The 23,717-nt window shown below is 43.6% G+C and carries 19 protein-coding genes and 4 pseudogenes; 13 read left to right on the plus strand and 10 right to left on the minus strand.

Features of this window, described 5'->3' with window-relative positions; translation table 11 throughout:
• Nucleotides 1–90: 90 nt before the first annotated feature.
• Nucleotides 91–846: an HTH-type transcriptional regulator UlaR gene (gene ulaR / locus L1D15_RS00070; protein WP_239874244.1), complete on the minus strand. Its 756-nt coding sequence runs from the start codon at nt 844–846 to the stop codon at nt 91–93.
• A 340-nt stretch (nt 847–1,186) separates the two neighbouring features.
• Here ulaR and L1D15_RS00075 point away from each other — a divergent pair, with 340 nt between their 5' ends.
• The 6 genes from L1D15_RS00075 (at nt 1,187) to L1D15_RS00100 (ending at nt 6,653) form a co-directional block, all read left to right on the plus strand.
• Complete coding sequence (locus L1D15_RS00075; protein WP_239874245.1) at nt 1,187–3,019, plus strand: PTS ascorbate-specific subunit IIBC; 1,833 nt, start codon at nt 1,187–1,189, stop codon at nt 3,017–3,019.
• Nucleotides 3,020–3,091: 72 nt separating this feature from the next.
• Nucleotides 3,092–3,559 (plus strand): PTS sugar transporter subunit IIA, encoded by a 468-nt coding sequence (locus L1D15_RS00080; protein ID WP_008215917.1) that lies wholly within the window; start codon nt 3,092–3,094, stop codon nt 3,557–3,559.
• Between the two features lie 9 nt (nt 3,560–3,568).
• Entirely contained in the window at nt 3,569–4,267 is a 699-nt protein-coding gene (locus tag L1D15_RS00085; protein WP_152469916.1) for an L-ribulose-5-phosphate 4-epimerase, read from the plus strand.
• Between the two features lie 20 nt (nt 4,268–4,287).
• Nucleotides 4,288–5,109 carry a pyridoxal phosphatase gene (locus L1D15_RS00090; RefSeq protein ID WP_239874246.1) on the plus strand — a complete coding sequence of 274 codons (822 nt, stop codon included), beginning with the start codon at nt 4,288–4,290 and terminating at the stop codon, nt 5,107–5,109.
• A 3-nt stretch (nt 5,110–5,112) separates the two neighbouring features.
• On the plus strand, nt 5,113–5,760 hold the full coding sequence (locus tag L1D15_RS00095; protein WP_239874247.1) for a 3-keto-L-gulonate-6-phosphate decarboxylase UlaD: 648 nt from the start codon (nt 5,113–5,115) through the stop codon (nt 5,758–5,760).
• Nucleotides 5,761–5,768: 8 nt separating this feature from the next.
• Entirely contained in the window at nt 5,769–6,653 is an 885-nt protein-coding gene (locus L1D15_RS00100) for an L-ribulose-5-phosphate 3-epimerase (protein WP_239874248.1), read from the plus strand.
• A 231-nt stretch (nt 6,654–6,884) separates the two neighbouring features.
• Here L1D15_RS00100 and L1D15_RS00105 read toward each other — a convergent pair whose 3' ends face one another.
• From L1D15_RS00105 to L1D15_RS00115, 3 genes and pseudogenes are all read right to left on the minus strand, one after another.
• The gene (locus L1D15_RS00105) at nt 6,885–7,094 is read right to left on the minus strand and encodes a hypothetical protein (RefSeq protein ID WP_239874249.1); all 210 of its coding nucleotides are present in this window, start codon (nt 7,092–7,094) and stop codon (nt 6,885–6,887) included.
• A gap of 289 nt (nt 7,095–7,383) precedes the next feature.
• Nucleotides 7,384–7,964, minus strand: a pseudogene (locus tag L1D15_RS00110) (DUF2913 family protein).
• Nucleotides 7,965–8,281: 317 nt separating this feature from the next.
• Nucleotides 8,282–8,626: pseudogene (locus L1D15_RS00115) on the minus strand (integrase core domain-containing protein); the annotation flags it as partial.
• Between the two features lie 74 nt (nt 8,627–8,700).
• Between L1D15_RS00115 and L1D15_RS00120 the strand changes: the two are divergent.
• On the plus strand, nt 8,701–9,012 hold the full coding sequence (locus tag L1D15_RS00120) for a hypothetical protein (protein WP_239874250.1): 312 nt from the start codon (nt 8,701–8,703) through the stop codon (nt 9,010–9,012).
• 204 nt (nt 9,013–9,216) lie between these two features.
• Here the strand turns inward: L1D15_RS00120 and L1D15_RS00125 are convergent, their stop codons facing one another.
• The 4 genes and pseudogenes from L1D15_RS00125 to L1D15_RS00140 form a co-directional block, all read right to left on the minus strand.
• The gene (locus L1D15_RS00125; RefSeq protein WP_345779243.1) at nt 9,217–9,714 is read right to left on the minus strand and encodes an ATP-binding protein; all 498 of its coding nucleotides are present in this window, start codon (nt 9,712–9,714) and stop codon (nt 9,217–9,219) included.
• A 122-nt stretch (nt 9,715–9,836) separates the two neighbouring features.
• Nucleotides 9,837–10,645, minus strand: a pseudogene (locus L1D15_RS00130) (IS21 family transposase); the annotation flags it as partial.
• 97 nt (nt 10,646–10,742) lie between these two features.
• On the minus strand, nt 10,743–11,642 hold the full coding sequence (locus tag L1D15_RS00135; protein ID WP_239874251.1) for a glyoxalase superfamily protein: 900 nt from the start codon (nt 11,640–11,642) through the stop codon (nt 10,743–10,745).
• 210 nt (nt 11,643–11,852) lie between these two features.
• Nucleotides 11,853–14,846, minus strand: a complete 2,994-nt coding sequence (locus L1D15_RS00140; protein WP_239874252.1) for a Tn3 family transposase — start codon at nt 14,844–14,846, stop codon at nt 11,853–11,855.
• A 266-nt stretch (nt 14,847–15,112) separates the two neighbouring features.
• Between L1D15_RS00140 and L1D15_RS00145 the strand changes: the two are divergent.
• A pseudogene (locus L1D15_RS00145) lies at nt 15,113–15,322 on the plus strand (DUF2913 family protein); the annotation flags it as partial.
• Between the two features lie 384 nt (nt 15,323–15,706).
• Here L1D15_RS00145 and L1D15_RS00150 read toward each other — a convergent pair.
• Nucleotides 15,707–16,642 (minus strand): hypothetical protein, encoded by a 936-nt coding sequence (locus L1D15_RS00150; protein ID WP_239874253.1) that lies wholly within the window; start codon nt 16,640–16,642, stop codon nt 15,707–15,709.
• 207 nt (nt 16,643–16,849) lie between these two features.
• On the opposite strand from L1D15_RS00150, the gene L1D15_RS00155 reads away from it, so the two are divergent.
• The 3 genes from L1D15_RS00155 (at nt 16,850) to L1D15_RS00165 (ending at nt 20,710) form a co-directional block, all read left to right on the plus strand.
• Nucleotides 16,850–17,485, plus strand: a complete 636-nt coding sequence (locus L1D15_RS00155) for a recombinase family protein (protein ID WP_239874254.1) — start codon at nt 16,850–16,852, stop codon at nt 17,483–17,485.
• Between the two features lie 57 nt (nt 17,486–17,542).
• Nucleotides 17,543–19,237: a hypothetical protein gene (locus L1D15_RS00160; RefSeq protein ID WP_239874255.1), complete on the plus strand. Its 1,695-nt coding sequence runs from the start codon at nt 17,543–17,545 to the stop codon at nt 19,235–19,237.
• 582 nt (nt 19,238–19,819) lie between these two features.
• Nucleotides 19,820–20,710 carry a hypothetical protein gene (locus tag L1D15_RS00165; protein ID WP_239874256.1) on the plus strand — a complete coding sequence of 297 codons (891 nt, stop codon included), beginning with the start codon at nt 19,820–19,822 and terminating at the stop codon, nt 20,708–20,710.
• 94 nt (nt 20,711–20,804) lie between these two features.
• On the opposite strand, the gene L1D15_RS00170 is transcribed toward L1D15_RS00165, so the two are convergent.
• Entirely contained in the window at nt 20,805–21,641 is an 837-nt protein-coding gene (locus L1D15_RS00170) for an alpha/beta hydrolase (protein ID WP_239874257.1), read from the minus strand.
• Between the two features lie 90 nt (nt 21,642–21,731).
• Between L1D15_RS00170 and L1D15_RS00175 the strand changes: the two genes are divergently transcribed.
• A complete protein-coding gene (locus L1D15_RS00175; protein WP_239874258.1) occupies nt 21,732–21,920 on the plus strand; it encodes a hypothetical protein in 189 nt (62 codons plus the stop codon).
• Between the two features lie 256 nt (nt 21,921–22,176).
• On the plus strand, nt 22,177–23,712 hold the full coding sequence (locus L1D15_RS00180) for a methyl-accepting chemotaxis protein (RefSeq protein WP_239874259.1): 1,536 nt from the start codon (nt 22,177–22,179) through the stop codon (nt 23,710–23,712).
• The last annotated feature ends 5 nt before the right edge of the window (nt 23,713–23,717 follow it).

A 23,717-nucleotide genomic window follows, 5' to 3' on the forward strand; every position in this document is an offset into this window, starting at 1 on the left:
TTTTGGATGTAGGGAGCCGAGCGCCTTAATTTGGACTAAGGCACTGAGCTGAAATTTATTATTATTTGAGGGCGGGTTAGCCCATTAGATTTACACTAAGATGACTTGCGTCCCTTGAGCTTCAATCTTTTTAACCACGTCTGGGTTGGCATCTTTACCGGTGATTACGATGTCTATTTGTTTAACATCGCAAAATAGCATTCCGGTCCTTTGACCAACTTTAGAGCTGTCTACCACAACGACTAATTTGTCGACTTGTTCTAACATCTGTTGTTCGGCAACGGCGGTTAGCATGTCGGCTTTATAGAGACCCGCATCAGTTAACCCTTTACCAGACGTAAACATCCAGTTCCCGGCATAGCCACCCAATGAGTTTGGTGCTGGGTTTAAAAAGATGTTCTGTGCCTTGTTGTACTGGCCACCAATGATGATCACGTCGTCATGATCTTCGTTGATCAAGTAGCTAGCGAGTGGGAAATAGTTAGTTACGATCTGAACATCATCCCCACACAGTTGCTGACCCAGTAGAAACGCGGTTGAACCACAGTTTATGACGACGGTGTCACCCGCCTGACAAAGCTCGGCAGCGGCATGCGCTATTTGAGCTTTCTCTTCATAAAACTCAGTACTGTTGATATTGAGCGGTGACCACTTTCTCTTTTGGTTTTCTATTCTTTCGGCGCCATTTCGTACCTTTCGAAGTCTGCCTAGCTCATCTAATTTTGCGATATCACGTCTAGCCGTAGCCGGTGAAACACTAAAACTATCAATAATATGAGAGACGTTAATCGTCTGCATTTCTTCCAGTAACGACAAGATGCCGTTGTGTCTTTGCACTTCGTTCATATTTATCACTCTATTTGTCTCTGTGACAACTTTATGATTACTTTTGATTTGTTTTGATTCTAATAATCACGTTTGTGATTGTCAAATATCCAGATAAGTAAAATCAGATCTTAATCACATTTTTATTTAAGTTGCTGTTTTTATTGTGTTTTTCTTTTTAAGTGTGATCCGAAGCTCAATTAACCACATTATTGAAGTGGATAATTGATATAAATCAAAGTAATCATAAATGAGCATTGAATGATTACTTTTGATTGTTAAAGTTTATCTCGTGAGCAAAACAAGACATCACTGAAACCTACAAACCATTAAAAATACAAATTATATCAGGGGTAAAGATATGGAGTTCTTATACGATATCTTCTATATTTTTTACAGTCAGGTTATGACCAAAGCACCTTTGCTGCTTGGTATCGTAACTTGTCTCGGTTACATCCTTCTCAAACGTGACGCAACAACCGTTATCTCCGGTTCAATCAAAACCATAGTTGGTTTTATGATCGTGCAAGTGGGGGCAGGAACGCTGGTAGCAGGTTTTAAACCTGTTATCGAAAAGATGAGTGAAATACATGGACTGACAGGCTCGGTAATCGACCCTTACACCTCCATGATGGCCACTATGGAAACCATGGGCGACAATTACTCTTGGGTTGGGTACGCAGTCCTTATGGCACTGGGCATCAACATTCTATTGGTTGCCTTCCGCAGAATTACGGGTATCCGCACCATCATGCTTACGGGACACATCATGTTCCAACAAGCTGGCTTGATTGCTGTTTTCTACTTCGTGCTTGGCGCGGGTATGTGGGAAACCATCATCTACTCTGCAATTTTGATGGCTCTATACTGGGGCATCTCTTCCAACATCATGTTCAAGCCTACACAAGAAGTGACAGGCGGAGCAGGCTTCTCTATTGGTCACCAACAGCAGTTTGCATCTTGGGTTGCAACGAAAGTTGCTCCGAAGTTGGGTGACAAGAACGACAGTGTAGACCACATCAATCTACCGAAATGGCTACACATCTTCCATGACAGTATTGCTGCGACAACTTTAGTCATGACGGCATTCTTCGGCATCATTCTTCTCTCTTTCGGTCTTGATAACCTTCAAGAGATGGCAGGTAGCACACACTGGCTGATCTACATCTTCGAAACGGGTCTGAAATTCGCGGTAGCGATTCAAGTTATCGTAACCGGTGTACGTATGTTCGTTGCTGAGCTTTCTGAAGCGTTCAACGGTATTTCTCAACGTCTCATCCCGAACGCGGTTCTTGCGATTGACTGTGCGGCTATCTACGCATACTCACCAAACGCAATGGTGTTCGGTTTCCTTTGGGGTGCAGTGGGTCAATTCACAGCAGTATTGGCGATGTTGGCTTTCGATGCGCCAATCATGATTATCCCTGGCTTCATTCCAATGTTCTTCTCTAACGCAACGATTGGTGTTTTCGCTAACCACTTCGGTGGCTGGAAAGCGGTGATGAAGATCTGTTTCGTGATGGGCATTATAGAGGTGGTTGGTTCAGCTTGGGCGATTCACATCTTCGCGCAATCAGGTACTGAGTTTAACGGCTGGATGGGTATGGCTGACTGGGCTCTTGTATTCCCACCAATCATGCAAGGTATCTCTAGCTCTAGCATGTTCTTCTTTGTTGTTGTCGCACTAGCGGGTGTTTACATGTACTTCGCATCGAAAGCCCTTCGTGCTGAAGAAGACGGCGAAGCACAACAAGCGCAAACTATGACAGCAGTAACTCCAGAAGGCGTAGAAGTTGAGGTTGAAGCGCCTAATTCTCAAGCGGCTAAGTCAGAAGCGCCTGTGAAATCTCAAGCGGTGGCTGAGGCTCCACAAGCGAGCGGCGCCATTGAACAGAAACCAGTACGAGTTCTTGTATGCTGTGGCTCTGGCCAAGGCTCATCAATGATGTGCTCTAAGAAGATTAAAGAGTTCTTAGATAAGAAAGGCGTACCAGCAACCACATTCAACAGTGCAATCACAGACTACAAATCACACTTAGGTTCATTCGACATCATCGTTACTTCGGTTGCGCTGGCTGAAAAGATTACCAATCTACCGGAAGGTAAACAGCAGCTAGCAGTGAAGAACATGATCATGGTGAAAACCTTTGGTGATGAGCTGATTTCACTTATCGAAAACAACTTCCACAAATAATTGAACTAGCCCAGCGGCAAAGCGGCTGGGCTAATAAAAATACTAATAACAAATTACTAAGTGAGCAAAACAATGAACTTGAAAGAATCTCTGATTACCAACAACTCAATCCAACTTAATGCAAAAGCAACCGACTGGCAGTCGGCTATCAAAATCGGTACTGATGCACTAGTTAAAGCAGGTGTGGCTGAAGAGCGTTACTACGACGCGATCATCAAAGCGATTTCGGCTGAAGGCCCATACATCTGTATTCACGATGCATTTGCTCTACCACACTGCCGCCCAGAAGATGGCGTGATCAAAACAGGCTTTGCATTAACAGTCTTAGAAACCCCAATTCTATTTGATGATGTAGATGAGCCAGTTGATGTGCTGATTACCTTGGCAGGTAAAGATTCAGAAGAACACATCGAAGGCACGATGCAGGTCGCGAACTTAATCGAGTTTGATGAAGACTTCTCAAAACTACGTGCATGTAAAACACCGCAAGATGTGGCGAACCTGATTGATATGGCGCTCGCACAAGCTGAAGCGGCTTAAGGAGTCGATATGTCCAAATATAGCCAATTGAAACAACGTGTTTTAGAAGCGAACTTGCAGCTTCCTAAGTACGGCTTAGTGACTTTTACCTGGGGTAATGTTTCTGAGTTTGACCGTGAAAATGGCGTGATAGCGATTAAACCTTCAGGTGTTGAATACAGTGACATGACGGCTGACGACATGGTGGTAGTGGATTTAGAGGGCAACATCATTGAAGGCAAGCTGAATCCTTCAAGTGATACTGCTACTCACCTGGAGCTTTACAAAGCGTTCCCAGACATCGGCGGTATTGTTCATACCCACTCTCGCAGTGCAACGATTTGGGCGCAGGCGGGCATTGATATTCCAGCTCTGGGCACGACACATGCTGACTATTTCTATGGTGATATTCCGTGTACTCGCAAGCTCTCGAACAGCGAAATTGCTGATCAATATGAGAAGAACACTGGCTTGGTGATCATCGAAGAGTTTATCCAGCGTCGTATCGACCCGATGGCAGTACCGAGTGTGATTGTGGCGGGGCATGCGCCTTTCTCTTGGGGCAAAGATGCCAAAGACGCCGTACATAACGCGGTGGTGTTAGAGGAAGTGTCGGCAATGGCATTGGCAACACGCTCGCTGAACAGCGGCATTAAGATTCAGCCGGAACTATCAGATAAACATTACCTACGTAAGCACGGTGAAAATGCTTACTACGGGCAGCAATAAGCGTGATGTGAGGAGAGGCGATGTATCAAGTATTGGCGTTAGACCTTGATGGAACCGTGTTGACCGATGATCACACCATCCATCCTGAAGTGAAAAAAGCGATCCAAGAGGCCAAGCAACATTGCCATGTGATGATCGTGACCGGTAGGCATCACACCGCAGCAAGGCCTTATTACTATGAGTTAGGGCTAGACACTCCAATTATCTGCTGCAACGGAACCTATGTGTATGACTACCAAACCGAGACTGTTTTAACTCAGGACGCTATCGAACATCAGCACGCTCTGACGTTCATCGACTTAGCACAGGAATACAAGCTGAAGATGGTGATGTACATCACCGATGCGATGACGTACTCCAACTACAACCCATTCGCCTACATGTTGGCGTTGGAAGAGTGGGCTGAGCAAGCGCCAGAGCACCACAAGCCAAATATCTATCGCGTGGATTCATTCTCAGAAACGGCTAAGAACACTGAGTTTGTGTGGAAGTTTGTGGTGGAAGGGGAGCAAGAGTCGGTTGACCGCTTGATGCAAATGCCTTGGGTCAAAGACCACTTTAATGGCGAACGTTCGTGGTCGAACCGAATCGACTTTGCCGCCAAGGGTAATAGTAAAGGCCGACGCCTTGCAGAATACGTGAATGAACTGGGTTTTCAGCCCTCCCAAGTGATTGCCATTGGTGACAATCACAACGACATATCAATGCTTCAATACGCAGGCTTAGGTGTAGCGATGTTTAATGCTGACGACACCATCAAATCGAACGCTCAAGCCGTATGCAAAACAGACAACAATCAAGATGGCCTTGCCTATCTAATACGTGAACAAATTAAAGGATAAACCATGACTAAACCAATGATTCAAATCGCCCTAGACCAAACGAACCTGCCTGCTGCTATTGAAGTGGCGAACAACGTAGAGAGCTACGTAGATGTTATTGAAGTGGGGACTATCCTTGCATTCGCTGAAGGCATGAACGCGGTTTCGACACTACGTAAAAACCACCCTGACCATATCTTAGTGTGTGATATGAAAACCACAGATGGCGGCGCGATTCTGGCTCGTATGGCATTTGAAGCAGGCGCTGACTGGATTACGGTTTCAGCAGCAGCGCACATTGCAACCATTGATGCATGTAAGAAAGTCGCTGATGAGTTCAATGGCGAAATTCAAATCGAGATCTACGGTAACTGGACTATGGACGACGCTCAAGCGTGGGTTGACTTAGGTATTACACAAGCGATCTACCACCGTTCTCGTGATGCTGAGTTGGCGGGCGTGGGCTGGACAGAAGCAGACTTAGTGAAGATGCGTGCTCTTTCTGAGCTAGGTATCGAGCTTTCTATCACTGGTGGTATCGTGCCAGAAGACTTGTACCTATTTGAAGGAATTAAAGCGAAAACCTTCATTGCTGGCCGCGCGTTGGCGGGTGAAAAAGGCCAAGAAACCGCTGAAGCACTGAAAGAGCAAATCAACCGTTACTGGAACTAGGAGGCGTTATGTACCAAAACTTAACGCGCCATCGTGTCGGGCTTTATGAAAAAGCCCTTCCGAATGACTTAAGTTGGGAGGAGAAGCTAAAAACGACGAAAGAGTTAGGCTTTGATTTCCTTGAAATTTCGGTCGATGAATCTGATGAAAGACGCAGCCGTTTAGACTGGTGCGATGAAGAGGTCTATGGCCTACGCCGCTTGTGTGAAGAGAATCAAGTGCCACTACAATCGATGTGTTTGAGTGCACACCGCAAGTTCCCATTTGGCTCAGCCGATCCGAAAGTGCGAGAGCAAGCCGTTATCCATATGGAGAAGGCCATTACGTTGGCGTACAAGTTGGGTATTCGCACCATTCAGCTTGCAGGTTATGACGTGTATTACGAACCTGCAGACAAAGCGACACACCTACGTTTTATCGAAGGTATGAAGCTCTCGGCACAACTGGCGGAGCGAGCAGGGGTGATGCTAGCCGTTGAGATCATGGATACGGATTACCTTAACTCTCTGAGTAAGTTTGAAGTGTTGAGCCGTGAGATTGATTCGCCTTATTTCACTGCGTATCCAGATGTAGGTAATATCTCAGGTTGGAACTATGACATAGTGACAGAGCTTAAGCTGAGTAAGCCGCGTATTACGCAGATTCACCTTAAAGACACGTATCGCGTCACTCCTGAATATAAAGGGCAGTTCCGTGATTTAGTGATTGGCGAGGGAGAAGTCGATTTCAATGCGATTTTCAAAACATTGAAAGAAACGGAGTGCGTAGTACCACTTGTTATCGAGATGTGGGCGCAAGATGAACACTGGAAAGAGAATATCTTGAAAGCTCAGGTTCGCTTAAACGAAGTTTGTCGTCAAACGGGTGTGATGCCTCTATTTGGAAATGAATGATTGGGAGCTAATTGCTCGGAAGTAAATCGTTTGGACAAGAAGCGCTTGGAAGCTCATCACGTAGTTTGAGATTGCGTAAAACAACAGAATAGCAGTAACCTATTAGCGAATCAAACATCGCTAATGTCAGAAAATTCATGCTCCTTTCTGGCAATAAAAACGTGCAGCATATTGCCCCCAATATATTGCACGTCCTGCTTTGTCTGCGGTGAAGAACTCGATCGTCGTTGGTTAGATAGCAACAGTGATGTGGTCGCGTCCTACCTTTGCCATCTCCATTAGCACATCGGTATGGTACTTCTTCTTCACGGTAACGTGAGTACCAATTTCACTGGCAATCTTTACGATTTCTAGTGCGTCTGTTGGGTGTAGAGAAGAGTCTTTGGCGATTTCGATATTTACGCCTAGTTTGACTAGTTCAATTGCGTTGGTGGAATGCATGATATTTTCCAGTTTTAATTTTGGGAGAAATATATTACTTTCGAACAATTTAACTCTGAGATATTCCTCCAGAAATCATATTTATATTGTTTTCCATAAGTATAACTCCGAGTTATTTTAATTAGATTGACTGCATAATCATGCAGGTGTGAAATGTCTTAATCAAAGTACAAGTTCGCACTGAACAACAATATTTAACTTATTTCTTTGTCCAACTTCGAGCTAGCTGGTGAAGCCAGCTCATGGAGGATGAATGATCGGGAGTTTAAATGATCGCTAGCCAACTTTTTTAAGCAGGGTGAACTAAGATGTAGGCTTGATGTATCTCGGTGTTCCACTCTTTCATTTCAGCAAGAAATAGGCTGTGAGCATTAATCGAATTGATAAGCTCTGGTGCACGCGCTAGTTGGATAAGCATCGATAGCGGGGTAACTTGATTGTGTTCTTTATCAAAACCATGTTCGACTTGCTCCTCTAGCATATAAAGGCTCCCAGGTTCCGCTTCACAACCCTCCTCAAACAGTCTTGATTCGATACCCTCTACGTCATAAAGGTGCACGAGTCGGTTATAAAGCTTTTCAGCACCGACGAGTTTTGTTTGCTTCGACTGTGAATTAAGTTGATGCAGTTTCATTTCTAGGTTCCCACTTTTTTCTTGCTACGCTAAGCATCAGTTTGATGTCTTTTTTTGATATTCGATAACGACTTATCGTTGAGCTTTGGCTTAAGGTACTTGATCAGTATGTCATTGCGTGATGTTACTGGAACAAAACGGGGAGATGCGGATACCTGACACAGCAAATGAAGCAGGGCGTGGGTAATGACATTGTGAAGGTTGTGGTAGTAGTCAAAGTCTCGTTTGATTTGCATAGCCAGGGGAACGTTGTGGGTCGAACCATAAGAATATGGGGGGAGCTGTGTTTTATCAACCGTAATACTGAGTTCAGAAGTGGTTTCCCATACTTTTAGTTATTCATGAATTACTAATGTTCGACCTTCCGAAAATGATAATTGTCCACTTTCGAGCTACGACCTAGATGTGACCACCAAGCGATTCTGTCGTACCAGTATGATACTTTAATACTCAGTTTTGGTAGTAGCAATTAGTATTAATCTTTATTTTTGGTCACGTTTAATCTTAACCGGTTCGAGAAGGGTTACTTGGCTGTTTAGTATCAAACTTAACCTTATTCCTCTCTTACACCACCCTCTAATGTCTCTATTGATGTCCCGCCACAGCACATTTTCCTTGATGGGTACTATGATTGTTGTAGCTGTTCATCCATTCGTCCAGATCTTTCTGTAATTCCTCCGTTGAGCCATACAGTTTCTTTCTGAATGTCACTTGGTGGAACTCATTTAATATGCTCTTGGGAAGCGTTCGCAGATACCTTTTTCTGTGGTGACATTACCTTGGTTTTCGTGTGGTCTATATCATTGATAGCTAGGCAGAGTTGGTAGTTGTGCTGTTCAACACGGCCATAGTATTCAGTACCTCAGTCAGTCAAGATTAGCAGCATTGGCACCCCATTTTAACGATTCCAAATAAACGTGTATACATGGAGAAACGTTACAAACACTTTACAAAGGGTTTGGTCGTACAAGAATGTTTGTTAGAGGCTTTGTTACTTGTTCTTATGATGAGAGCAGTACAGTTGCCATTGTTGAAGCTGCTAATATGTTGTCTGGAATTAATGCTTACCGACTCAGTACGCCATTGTATGCGGATACGGCCTATCCTGTTGTTGAGGCCACTCAAATTGAACTCGAAGCGGATGGGAAAATACGTAGCCGTGATGCATTAGCTTGGTACGTACAAGATATTTCCAAGCATGCACATTATTCTGAAGTGGTTGAAACATGGTGGAATATGAGAAGCTGCATTTTAACCCTACTGGCTTTCGTTCGTCACTCTTAGGTGGCCACATGAAAAAATCCTCGATGCTTTAAACAATAGTGGGATGTATGGACAATTAAAGAATGGCCTTTAGACATGCTCTCTAAGAAAAAGCGAGATAAAATTGGTTAAACACTAATGCGTATTAACATGAAGGAGATCGGGTAATCACATCGATGGAGATCAGTTTTCTCCGGCGTCATAGAACCCTCTTTTAACTTACATTTACTGATCTCCTTCCGTCAACTGACTACAGACTTTTCTCATTGATTCTCCCGCTAAGTTCACTTTGATGCTTCCGTGAACGAGACGGTCTAAGATCGCATCTGTGTGAGTCGCATCTCCGATAATCCTATGCCATTCCTCTATTGGGAGCTGGCTGATGAGCAAGGTTGAACCTTTTTGATAGTGCTGATCGATGATCTCCAGTAAGTCACTCCGCTGATTGGCAGTGAGTGGCTCTAGCCCCCAGTCATCGATGATGAGGTGCGCGCTCTTTGCAAGCTTTCCGAGAAGCTTGGAATAACTACCATCAGCATGACTTTGATAACACTCTTCTAAGAGGTTCTTTAGTCGGAAGTAGTAAACGCTATGGCTTTGTCGGCAGAGATGCCGACCTAGAGCACAAGCTAAGTAAGTTTTTCCACATCCAGTCGCTCCTGTAAGAAGGATATTTTGTTTCCTGTTTAACCATGACCACTTGCCAAGTTTCGTATCACGGATTTCTCTAGCTCTCTTCCTGAGCGGTAATCCAGTTCTTCTAACTCAGCATGAAGCCTGAAGTGCGCCTGCTTAAGCAGGCGCGCGATCCTTTGATCCGCTAGATGATCTGAAGTAGGTTGAGGGAGAGGCCGCTGGTCGAGTTCTTTCTCTAAGATGGATTTAATTCCTTTGAGTCGATAGACACCGGTCGCTAACGCTCGCTTGCACGCGTCATTCAGCCGGTGATAACCGTAGGGTTTATGTAGTTGCATTAACCCCATAAGATAACGATACGCTTGGGTCGGATGCTCTTTACTATCGAGGATATGGTTCATCAGTTTTACTGTCGAATCACCACTTATTGCCCCCATTCTAAGAAGCGTTCCGGTGTCCATTGTGCGTACTGACGGTGATTTTCTGGCTCTAATGTATTGTAACCGAACTGCTGTTTCCTTGGGTGGCTAGATACAAGTTGACCACTTATATGCGCTTCTAACTGCTCTCGCAGTAAGCGATATGGTACTGAGTAGTAATGTCCTTCAAGCTCTACATTATAGTCCATATGAACGCGCACTTTTTACGTAGGTGTATTGATACGTTTGCTGTGGGAGCGCGTTAGGCTCAGGTTTATCAAGCTGGGTGAAGAGCTCGTATCGAGAGCTCTTTAGCTTCTGCATCGGTCTTTGATTGAGTTCGACCAAGAGCTCCTTAATACGGTAGTTGAGTGAACCCAGGTTGAAGAAGGTTTCATGACGGAGCTTAGCCATTATCCACCTCTCTACGATTTGGACGGCAGTTTCTACCTTTGCTTTATCCTTGGATTTTCTTGGCCTTGAAGGCATCACAGAGACACCATAATGTGCCAACATCTGTTGGTAAGTAGGATTAATGTCGGGGTCATACCGACATGCTCTTGTTGTACTGCTTTTTGGGGTTTGAGCACCAATGGAACAGAAAACAACGTTAAGAGGGTTAAGTGTTTGTATTAAAATAAAAAAAAGCGCCACTGAATACAAATGGCGCTCATATCGATACTCTTTCCTAATCAGCTAATACAATCTGTCGTGCTCTGACTGGAATTTTGTGTAAGCACATCTAGTGACATGTCGGACGATTGACTCTGCCTCACTACTTGGCTGGTCTGTAAAAGGGCGATTTGTAAGCTCTACCGCAAATTTCCAATAGACCGCACACATATCAAAAGACCAATTTGGTCTATGTTCTCTCAATGCAAAGAAATCCTCGTTGCTTTCAATCGCTGGGTCACTATCTAGATAAAAAAACCAGTCGACGAGTTCTTTCATGAGTTTCTTGGTTAACACCTGAGTGTCACTCGTGGCGAGTTTTGATGGTAAAGGAAGGGCTCCATCAATAGCATAGACTAAGTGACAACCCTTTTCCCTCTGCTTGTGGTTAATGGTCGATACATTATAAAACCCTAGCTCTTCAAGCTTTTTCATCATCAATACATGCTGGCTTGGAGAGGTAATGAGGATGATTCTGTAGAGATGCCCTTGTTCATTACGGATCCCATACTGAATTTCAAAATCGACACCTTGCAAATCAAAAGGCTGTTTGAGTAGTTTTTCAAAATGTGGTGGCAGCTCTAGTGATGGCATACCTTTTATATACTCAGCGATACTTTCATCACTACTCGACGTTTGTACGTCAGTAATTACCGTTGAACTCACTGAGCGACAAGGGGAATAGAGCGTTTTTGGTTCAACGTGAACTGAATTCAGTGACTGCTTTTTGAGTAACTCAATGGCTTGATGCCAACTCATTTTCAAGCCATTTTGAGCTGAAACAAAGTCGAGTGCTCTAGCATGACTGAGCCGTTCACCATTAATTTTAGCTGAAGCTCTCAGCTTTTTAGCATCAGCCTTACAGGCACGCACAGTTCGCCCAGACGGAAAGATGAGGTGTTCAAAATGATCGGATTTTAACATGCACAATTCTCCCTATAGGGCATTGTATGTAGCCGCCTACACACGCCTAAGGAGGTTGTGTGAAAAAGTGAAGGTTAATTTGCTGATCTGAAGCGATCTTTGCCAAGGGCGGCTAACAGGGCGCAATAATCCCTTCACGCATTTTAAAGTAAGCATAACGATGAAGCAATGTAAAAACAGCCGCTGTTGGATATCAGGATCCCAGCTTGTTCAACCCTCACCTTGGTAAAGCGGCCTCAGTTCCCCCTGTAGGATGCTTGGTGAAACGTTGAATGAATACTGACCCAGCATATTAATATGTCGAGTCATCAGAGGTGATATACGTGCAATATCTTCATTGTTGATGCTTTCATGCTTGCTGACGTGAGCCACAGCTTCTTGTAAATAAATCGAGTTCCATAAGATGACAGCATTGGTGACTAACCCAAGTGCACTTAACTGATCTTCCTGACCTTCTCTGTATTTCTTACGAATTTCACCACGTTTGCCATGGCAAATATTTCTTGCGACAGCATGGCGGCTTTCCCCTCTATTGAGTTGGGTAAGGATCCGGCGACGATAATCTTCATCATCAAGGTATTTGAGTAAATACAGTGTCTTATTGGCCTTTCCAAGTTCGATGATGCCTTGTGTAAGCCCTGAAGGTTTGTCACTTTTTAATAATGACCGGACTAACTCAGAAGCTTTGACCTTGCCTAACGTGAGAGAGCCTGCCGTTCGCATCATCTCATCCCATTCAACAGTAATGCGTTCAGGCTTTAAGATATTGGTGGAAACGTCGTTCAGCGGCCCATAATCGGCATGTTTATCAAACCGCCACAAACTCGATGACCCAGCGTCAGCTAATCGAGGAGAAAATTGATAGCCTAGCAAGGCAAATAACCCAAAAATCAGATCGCTAGAACCGGCTGTGTCAGTCATTAGCTCCACAGGGGCTAGTGAGGTCTCTTGTTCGAGTAACCCTTCTAAAACAAACAAGGAATCTCGCAAGGTACCAGTTACGGTAATATCGTGAAAGCCACTGTATTGATTTGACATGAAGTTATACCAAGTAATGCCTCGATAACCGCCAAAGTACTTTTTATTAGGCCCAGAATTGACAGTACGTACTGGTGTGACAAATCGCATTCCATCGGCAGAGGCCACTTCACCACCGCCCCATATTTGCGCGATGGACAGTTTGCTTTGATGCTCCACTAAGCGCGCATTGGCTTTAATTAAGGTTTCTGAGCGCAAATAGTTTTGTTTCACCCACTGAAGCCTTGAGCGACTTAATGCCGGTATATGAGGTTTAATTAATGGTTCCAGTCCAATATTGCATGCTTCAGACATCAACACTGCACAAATACTGATATCAATATCTTTTGCTCTCGCCTTGGACTCACTGACATGGGTAAATTCTTCGGTAAACCCCGTAATGGCGTTGATTTCAACCAAGAGTTCCGTTAAATCCACTTTGGGGAGCAATTGAGTCAGTTGTTGTCTCAACTCCACTGTGGAGGCTGGCTCTTTATCTGGCTCCAGTGCTGAAATATTTAAACGAGGTTTATTATCCTTTGTTTCTACAGAGACTTGACTGTTCTCATCAAAGCGCGAAGCGACGAGATGAAAGGTTTCGTCGAGTCGGGTTTTTAATTGTTCTAATGCTTTTTGTGGTTCTACTGGATAGCTTAGGGAGCGGCAAACATGATGACGAGTCTGTTTCCATGCTTCTTTTGACAGCAACTTAGAGCGTGGATCTGACCAATTATTACTGTCTTCCAAAAACAGGTTTCGTCGACGTAGCCCATCTTGAAGCTGTGAAAGAAAACACAAGCAATAGCCTTGCTTGGAGATCTGGCCATCCTCTTGAAACACTAAGTGTTTCCATGTCGGCTTCACAATCTCAGTAGGCGCGTCTTTCAAAATACGCTTATGGCTGATCCCGCCTTCTTTCAAATAATTGTAGGCATTTAGCAAGGGCTCTCCAGCAGGAGAAGCTTTGAAAGGTACTTTATTGAGTAAGGTGGGTAAAAAGAGTCGTACACGACCATACTGCTCAACCAGCTCTTGATGGTACGGCGCATTAGCAGGCCTCACTAACTCTTTGACGGCATTCAGTGAATGACTCACTTGTTGTTTAGAAAAACGTTGGAAGATGGTCTCACGTAGGTGCTCATCTTTGATGTCATCATCGATGAGTAAACTGCATACTTGAGAAAGTAAAAGCGCTGATCTATCGAGATCTTTGAGTGTACGCAAACGCTTTTTTTGTCCGATATTTTTTGCAAGCGTACTCATTTGGGTGATCAGCATATCGAGAATATCAATGGCATCATCCAGTGTCGTCAGTCGATGTGTATGGATAAATGCCAGTAATAGGGATAACTTTTTGTCTTCAGGCATTCGAGCTAAACGATGAACAGAAGCCGTGACGGCATAACGGGCAATGGATTGAATACGAGCCTCTGGCAACGCTTCAAATGCAGCTTTCGGTATTGGGTAACTGAGAACGTGTTCATAGCGGCGGATAGCAGACACAAACGCTGGTCCACTCACAGTCGTCGGCCCTTTCCTTAAACGTTCTAAACGAGACTGCTTTCCACCGTCATGTTCAATTTCCAGTAACGTGTATAACTCTCTTGCTTGTTCTTCTGTAACTATCGACGCCAATCTTCGCCATAATCTTTTATCTGCTCGCTCTCTGACTTCCGCGACGAGACGAATGAGGACGGTTACTCCAGGTAGCAAGACCTTATTGTCTATCAACCACGAAGTGGCAAAGTCAAATAACGCACTTGGACGTTCGTTAGACACCCAAGTCCGACTGTACATTTGCCGAATAAGGCGAAATCCCATATGGGCGTCATGAAGCTCTTGATAGCCATAAGCTTGTTTGATTTCCCGATGATGCTCCCATAACGTATTCTTTCTCAAAGAATACCGATTCATAACTTCAATGTTTTTGATGTTCAATTGAGCAGCAACAAAGAGCAAGACATCTTCAGGAATACGGTCGAACTCCATAAAGAAAGTTCCGAGAAAACGTACGCAAGTCAGTTGTAAGGCAAAGCCGAGGCGATTGTGCTTCCCTCGATGCTTATTGATCAATGCTAAATCAAATTCATCCAGATGAAAGTATCGGGTAAGCTGTAATTCATTGGGGATGTCGGTAAAAGAACCGTATTGTTGCTTTTGCTCTTTTGTCAGGAATTCTACGGGCATGAAGGCATTTCTTGAATAGTGGAAAGATGGTAAACTTTGACTGATTATTAAGCTATTTGTTCCGTCGATATAGACCTATATTGCTGATACTAAAAGAGTTCTGTAGTAATTCACGAGTTGAGATACAACGTTCACTAAGCATGGTGATGTGGTATTAGTCATTCTATATCAGTTGAAGGTTCTGACTTATCTGTCTGTTGTTATGCAAATTAGAAAAGACTTTGATTATTATCGCTGTTTACACTCTACGGTGACCCACGCATTANGAAAAGGGCGTGCTCTATATGCTGGAAGAACATATAGAGCTTGGGTTTGATGCTGACAATAACCAAATCGCTCCCCTTTCTTTATTGATTGAGTCAGAAAGAGCGCCTGAGCTCGTAACCGTGATCAACTCACACGGATGCTTTATCGCGGAGATGAAAGAGTGGAATGTAATCACCAGTCAAGCCCACATTCTAATTCATCCGGTGTAAATCAATGTCATCACGGGATCAGATCAATAGCAACACCAACAATCGCACATACACCAAGAACCATCAAAGATACGATAGCGGTTATTGCTGTGGTACGGATCCATTTTAGCTCTTCACGCCTCATCAATAACTGCCGACGAAGAAATTCACCTTCCATTTTGTTGCGTTGCCAGCTATTTTCTTGAGCTTCACCGTACATTGATGCCAACTCATCGTCAGTGAGTTCATGTGGNGCCTCATCAATAACTGCCGACGAAGAAATTCACCTTCCATTTTGTTGCGTTGCCAGCTATTTTCTTGAGCTTCACCGTACATTGATGCCAACTCATCGTCAGTGAGTTCATGTGGAAGTTTAGGCATTTCCATCACCCTCCTTATATTGGGTCACAAAAATTTTTCTGCAACAGCACGTTTGCCCTTCGGATCCGAAGATTCTAACAAGTCCTGCTCTGGATAATAGAAGCCTGTCACGGATAAGTCGGTATCACCAATATCACCGATTTGCACTTTAACAGAAAGCTCAGTACCGTCATCCCAAGTATCTCTGATTGTTGCTTTACAAATTTCTCCGTGAAGCTCGAACTCAAACTGTTCATTGCTAGGCTGGTAATTTTTAACCGCAGTACGAATTAGCGTTTGACCAATTTTATCTCGCTTTTTCTGAGATAGCATATCTAAAGACCATTCTTTAATTGGTCCATACATCCCACTATTGTTTAAAGCATCGAGGATTTTTCTCATGTGCCCACCGGTGTATTGATTCACGAACAGCGATGAACGAGAGCCATGTGGAGTACCCAAAATGCAGCTTCTCATATTCCACCATGTTTCAGCCACCTCAGCATAACGTGCATGCTTGACAATATCTTGTACGTACCAAGCTAATGCATCACGGCTGCGGATTGTCCCATCCGCTTCGAGTTCAACTTGCGTGGCCTCAACAACAACAGGATAAGCCGTATCTGAGTACAACGGCGTATTAAGACGATAAGCATGAATATAAGGTAGCGCATTAGCATACTCAACAAGAGCATTAGCACCGTTTTCATCGTAAGGGCACGTCACAAAGCCTCTAACAAACATTCTTGTGTGATTGAGTCCTTTGTATAGTGTCTGTAGAGTCCCTCCATGCACATGCTTTCTGTCTGGAGTGGTTAAAATTGGATGCCAATCGGGATAGCCATCGACTGAGTGGCCTAACTCTTTTACTAATCGACTGAACTCGGCCACACCTTTTGCGGGATCAGAGAGACTTTTCGTTAAGTAATTAAGTGAAGACGCATTCGCTTCAGTTGCTGCAACGGGATTTCTGAACTCCATAATAAAACCTTACGTAAAATACACAACTTACGTTAAATTTACCATTTGCGAAAACCTAGATCAATACGAATATCTCTTGGTTTAAATTGGGTATACTCTATGAGTACTGGATATAAAATTAGATAAATTGGTTCGCTTTTATAGAAATCCTACCCTACGTGAACTACTATAGGGAACTCTACCCAAAACGAACTGGCAGGCTAAATTATGTTCATAAGAGCTTACCTAAGAGCATCAACTGATGAACAGGATGCTTTTCGCTCTAAGTTAGAGCTTACACAGTTTGCTAAGCAAAAAGGTGTACGAATAGCGAGTTTCTATGTTGAAACACAATCTGGTTCTAAATTAGATAGAGCAGAATTATCACGCTTAATTAAGGATTCACACCAAAAAGATATCTTGCTTATCGAAAAGGTAGATAGACTATCAAGACTACCTTATGAGCAGTGGAAGGTGCTCAAGCATCAGTTAGTGAATGCCGGTATTCACATCGTCGTACTCGATCAACCCATGACTCACGCAGTATTGGATGGCACAGCTGAGCATTCAATGATCTCAAAAGTGCTGACTGAATTTATGATTGACTTAGCCGCGGCAATGGCAAGAGATGATTATGAAACTCGAAGAAAACGTCAGGCCCAAGGGATAGAAAAAGCGAAAGCCTTAGGGAAATATCAAGGAAGACAACCCGATTACCAGCTCAGAGAAAATATTGCGCTTCTTTTGGATGAAGGGAAAAGTTGGTCAAAGATTCAAACACTACTGGGTTGTAGCCGTTCTACTATTGCTAAAGTAAGGAAACAGTTTTCCAGCAACGCCACCGACTCTCTACCTCGCCAATAAAATAGTTTTCGTTTACCATATGCACACTTAAGAATATGAATAAAGATTAATAACGTCATGGCACTATTGGATTTCAAACCGTTAAAGAGAGCGACTCAAGCTGGCTACAAACCTGTCGAAGGTGCTTTTGAAAGCCCTAAAACGTCGTCCTCTCTTTACGACTCCACCCCCGAGACACCAGAACCCCCACTCGAATGTCAGTGTCGAATCAAGATACATTGTGAGAAAAAAGACCTGAATGCTTTGACCGTAGGTGTCTGGACTCTTGGAAAAACCCAGGCAGACAAATCTATCACTCAATGGACTTCGATATCGGCGGATGACGGTACAACGTTGCTGACCGCTTTCTGTTTTGAAGAGGAAGAGAAAACGCTTTACCATGATGCTTTTCATCAAGCGGGTCACCCGACTTCGTACACCATCACTTCCACTTCATTATCGTCTGAACAAGTCAATGCCGAATTTGTTCCTGTTAAACTGGCTATTCAACCTCAAGAGACACGACTGGCTTGGGCAACAAAAGGGTATTTCTATCACTTTGTCGAACACCGTTTAGTCAAGGAGTATAAAGTGGTTGGCAATGGTCGTTGGACATTGCAACTGACTCGCTCAACTCATGGATTCTTGACCGATGAACTGATCTCGGAACATCACTACCCATCCATCTTGCTACCTTACCAAGTCGAAGGACAGGACGTGTCTCCACAGCACCTTCTATACCGAAAGGAAAAACTCACAGCAGAGACGCTGGCGAATATCAACCCAAGTTGGCTTAATGAGCATGCGCTAACTCTGGACCTAGCTCGTATTGTTGGGGAAAGAAAGAAGTCTCTCTTACCACGGCAACCTGCTTCTGAAGCAAACGAAGATGATGAGCTGCAAGCTAGTGAGCAAATGTGTCAAGCAGCTACGAAAGTACCAGAAGTGCCATCTCCGATTGAGTCACTGATGGATGTGCATCTGCTCGGGGACGTTTGGGGAACGTATCATGAATTAAAGCTATCAGATTCTGCGGTCAATATCATGGAAGACCGCACTGTCTCAAATAACGTACCTGTACTTAATCCGGGTCGTATGTACTGGCCACCATACAATCCCTTAGCCACAAAAGGGAAAAAAGATCTGAAAGTTATCTATACACAAGACGTAATAAAGTTTGCGGTACTTACACCAGATGAGTGGGCAGCATTCTTTGATACTTTTGACTATGTTAGGAACTTTAAGAGCACGGCGACAGGTCTATATGATGCTCGTGAAACAGCAAAAGCACTAGGTGGTGTAGGGGTTAGCGCTTTTGTGAGAAAAATTGACGGCGTAGAATATCTTGTGCTCAAGAATTACGACAAATGGAGTCAAACTCTACTGCACGGTAATGTATTCAGGACCACCAACGCACAAGTTGTCAAGTTAGGTCTTGGAGCGCTGGATTCAACCAAATCGATGGCAAAATATGTAAAAGTTTCAGCGCCTTTAGAGATCCTTGTAGGATCAGCAATTAATGTCCTTCAATATATACTGAATGATGAGTATACGTTGAGCGCACTTGCAGTCGATGAAGCAAAAATTCTGATGCAAATTTTGCTTGCTTCTGGTTTAGCCTTGGGAGCGGGTGCGCTTTTCCCCGTACTCGTTTCTACAGCTATGTATTCAGGTATAACCCTTGTTGTCAGCAATGCTGTGATTTGGACTGCTGATAAAATTACCGACTTTGAGAAGAAACTTATCCAAAAAGTATGGGAGTTATCGAAATGACCTATAGGCTGGTCTGGGGAATATGTTCATTATCGATATTGCTAGGATATGGGTGGTTGTGTTTTTGGTTCCTTAAGCCTTTTGTATCGGACGTAAACTTCGTTCTCTATGAACCTATTGGCTATCTGACCTCAGTGATTTTTGCTGGTTTTTCAGGATTTTTGGTCGTTTTAAGCCACCGATTCACTGAGGTTGTCTTACTTAGACCTAAAACCTTCCCTAGGAGCTTAGCTAAGTCTATGTTTATTCTAGGTGCGATAGTAGGTCTTGCTGTTAATCACGCCACCTTTTTTATATTGATAAAACCACACAGCATGATGGAGTGTAGCGCAAGTATGGGCTACAAAAATAATTTGATGTCTAAGTATGTTCTTGATAGCAACGATTGCGATTCAGCTAAGGAACAATAACCGCAATGGTCATTCATTAAATGATTTAAAATTATTTAAAACATAGAAACAAGCACTTAGCTTTATGAAAGTTGTCTCTTTTCCATCTGTGCTCAAACCATAAGACTTTGCTCGTGCTTGTTTACCGAATATTCCACCTTTTATCTAAGAGTCATTGCTCTTTGAGGGTACTATGGTTAAGCCTTTGACCGATGCTATTGCTAATGTTCCTGAAAGTCGTATCCAAATGTTGGACGCACGGCTCGCCTCGATTGATACAGACATGGCGGTTTCACTTTCCTTTGTTCGCCGAGCACAAGGGTTATCTTTTGATGATTTGGAACGAAAAGTGAGTGGTCTCAAAGGGTCGACACTCAAGCGGTATATGCAGCAAAGCTACGCGTCCATCCGCCCTCTTCATATGGTCGCAGCGATGTCTTGGGTTATGATGGTACCTATGACCAGTTTCTATTACGCACTCAAAGTAAAGGAACATTATCGTGGCATGGATAGCTATGCTGTCAAGGCGTTGTATTGCATTGGACGTTTACCGACAAAACAATTTGAACTGTATATTGAGATGGTCTTACAACTCATGGATGAGGGAGGTAAACAGCATTTTCAAGACTACCGAGAGCGGCTACTTTCTAGCACCCCGTTACCGACGTGTTATGAGCAACTCCTTCCTCCGGATGTATTGGATATGAGTGCTTTTGCTATTGATTACTATCGTTCAGCGGCAATCACCGTAAAGCATTTTAGGAAAAAGTATCAGATCCCAATAGAGGTTATAGCTCGTGTGTTGGGTTTATCAATATACCAGTATAGCCTTCTGGAAGATGTCAATAAAACAAGAGACTTTTCAGTGTCCGTAGGCTTTAGAGCTAAGTTAGGTTTCCAGCTAGATTCTCATGTAAACTTCACAAGCGAAATGAACCAATTTCCTCAATTTCACCAATTACGTCAGTTCCAGCATGTCAGAGACTCACTGACGACTAAAGCTTTAAGTCTAGTGAAAGCCCAGCATAAAAAACACGCGGTCGACATACTGATGAGTCTGTCAAAAATATACCTAGAAACTTAGGCGTTAAGACTGAAAGTGAAAATAATCAACCCAAAATACGCATTATCTTGGGTTGATTGTACCTAGCTACCACACAACAATGTAAAACAGTTATTTAGGTAATGGTTGCCAGTTGTTTTTGCAAGAGCAGCTGAGCCTCTGCCTGAGCAAGCATCGCTCTAACCACGGTTTCAGGATGCTGTAGATGCACAAGGTGGTCTGCATTTTTGATCACCACTAAGTGGCTGTTTGGAAGCTGTTGGGCAAACATTTCAGCGGTTTCTTTCGTGACATAGGGATCAAACTCCCCAACACAGATGGTACAAGGGGCGGTGATACGATCAATGTGACTTGGCGTGTGCACGAGAAGCCGAACTGAGTTTTCAAAAAACACGTCAATGCGCTCTTGAGGCATCGCCTTAATATTTCGCACGGTTGCTCTAATGATGGCCTTATTTTTAGGGATATTGTCATCGAGGACGGTCAATGATTCCGTAAAAGATTGTGCAAAAGCGCTTGGACTTACCATGGCTGCCGCAATCATTTTCTTGGTTGCTAATCGGCCAGAAGAAGGGATCCCTGGAACTCCGCCACAAATGGACATGGATTGTACATTAGGCCAGATATCGCAAAGCTCTACGGCCACAGCGGTCGCGTAAGAGAAGCCGATAATATGGGCTGCTTCCACCCCTAAATAACGAATAAAATCGCGCAACATTATCGCTTGATCTCTGATACTAACGGTTGACTCAAGATTTTCTGTGTGCCCAGTACCCGGTATTTCGATGGTGATACAGTTCATCTTGGTGGCAAACTGTGTTGAGAACGAGTGTACGCTTTCAATATCCTGTAAGGCCCCGAGTAAAAAAACAATATATTGCTCAGAGTCATCACAATATTGATAGGAGTAGCGATAGTGCTTGCCATTTAAAACAGTTTTGATGATGTCCATTATTTTAGCCTCTTTAGTTGAAATGGAGGCTTATAAATGATGGAGAAAACGATAAATGGCTAGGTAAAAATGAATATAAAGAACAGCATTTTGGAACAACGTTTAGCAGAAGCTGAGCAGCCAGTGAAAAACTTTATGGCTGATTTACTCGAAACGCTGGGGAAGCAAGCTCATAGTGCGAAAGAGCCAGAGTTGTACTTACGCTGCTTTGGCGCACAACTAGCGATTCGGCTGGTGTCATTTGAAGGCGATAAAACACACAGCAGCATGGAAGAGTAAGCTGATTTTTGGATTCAGTGAGTATTCCTCCTGACAGGTAATCGCTGAAAGCAATAATAACTGGTTGTGAAAGAGTATCGATATAAGCGCCATTTGTATTCAGTGGCGCTTTTTTTTATTTTAATACAAACACTTAACCCTCTTAACGTTGTTTTCTGTTCCATTGGTGCTCAAACCCCTTTATTGTTAAATTTGATAATTGATTAATCACTTACTACTTTTTTAGATAACTGCCGAAAATCATAAGGGGCAAGTTTTGAAAAGGTTAAAGGTGGTATTTCTAGTCCAGGTCATCGTAGCATTGACACTGGTGTTACTGGTCTCAGCATTTATTAAGTATCAGAATTTCAAAGAAAATTTACATCAAGAGTTGCTGGTTAATGTGCAAAATACCAGCCAAAGGATGTCGATTAGCTTGCCTAAAGCGGTTTGGGATTTTGACTTGGACACGGCAAAGGTGGCGATGTCGGCAGAACTGGATCTGCCTGAAATTTCAGCCATACAATTAATTGATGCTCAGGACAGCGAATTATTATTCCTAACAAAACAAGGTGAAGGAGACGAAAAAGAGCTTGTGGATGTCACAGATAAGCAAGCGTACACACCGGAAAACAGCCAATCAACCGAGCTGACCTTCATAGACTATGGTGAAGAAAACAAGGTCGGTAAGGTGGTTGTTTACTTCGATACTCATGCGATGGATGCCAAATTGGCTGACTCGCTACGAACCAACATAATTGAGTTGATCATTCTCGATATTATTATTTCCATTGTCATCATTCTGGCTCTGACAATGACGGTACTAAGGCCCATTTCTCAATTGACAGATGTTATTAAAGACTTAGCGTCAGGGGATGGTGATTTAACCAATAAACTGGCTTCGGCTAAATATCGTGAGTTTGATGAAATCACCAATGGGATCAATAGTTTCACTGAGTCTTTAAGAGTTATTGTCCAAGATGTTAATCAATCTTCTGAAGCCTTGGGTGAAAAAGCGTTGGCGAATGGGGCAACGGCAAGAACGAACGCAGAAAAGCTCGAATCACAGAAACATCAGCTTACGACCGTAGCAGCTGCGGCCACTGAGCTTAATCAGTCAGTCGCAACAGTCGCAGACACCGCCTCAGAAACTGCGCAACAAGCCCAAACAGCAACAAGCTTGGCCTCCAATGTCAACGAGGCAATTGAAAGCTCTGCCAGTGACATCATTAACATGCGTGAAGAAATGAATCATGTGAATGCAGAGATGCACATCTTGATTGAAGAGGGCGAGAAGATTACCACGGTGTTAAACGTCATTAATGATATTTCTGAGCAAACCAATTTGTTAGCACTGAATGCCGCGATTGAGGCAGCGCGTGCTGGTGAACAAGGGCGAGGTTTTGCGGTGGTGGCTGATGAAGTGCGTAATTTAGCTGTGAAAACCAGTGAATCCACGGAGCAAATCCAAAAAAATATTGCTGCGCTGGGGGTGGCCACCAAGTCAGTTGAGGATGAGTTGACTCGTATTGCCACCTTACTTGAATCAACCGCGGCTAGAGTCAGTGATTCGCAATCTTCGGTTGGAGAAGTTCAGAGCTTGATTACGATTATTTCCGATCGCAGTGGCCAAATTTCTCAAGCGACGGATGAGCAAAGGATGGCCGTTGAGGAAATCAGTCAGGCAATTGTAGAAGCATCGGAAGCGACAAATGAGGTTTCTTCAGGTGCGACTCAAAATGCCCAAAGAACAGAAGAAGTCTTGAGCTTAAGCCAGAGTATCGCCAGCCATATGGCGAAATTCCGCACTTAGGTTAT

Source organism: Vibrio sp. Isolate25, from assembly GCF_022398025.1.
Classification (GTDB): Bacteria; Pseudomonadota; Gammaproteobacteria; order Enterobacterales; family Vibrionaceae; genus Vibrio; species Vibrio coralliilyticus_A.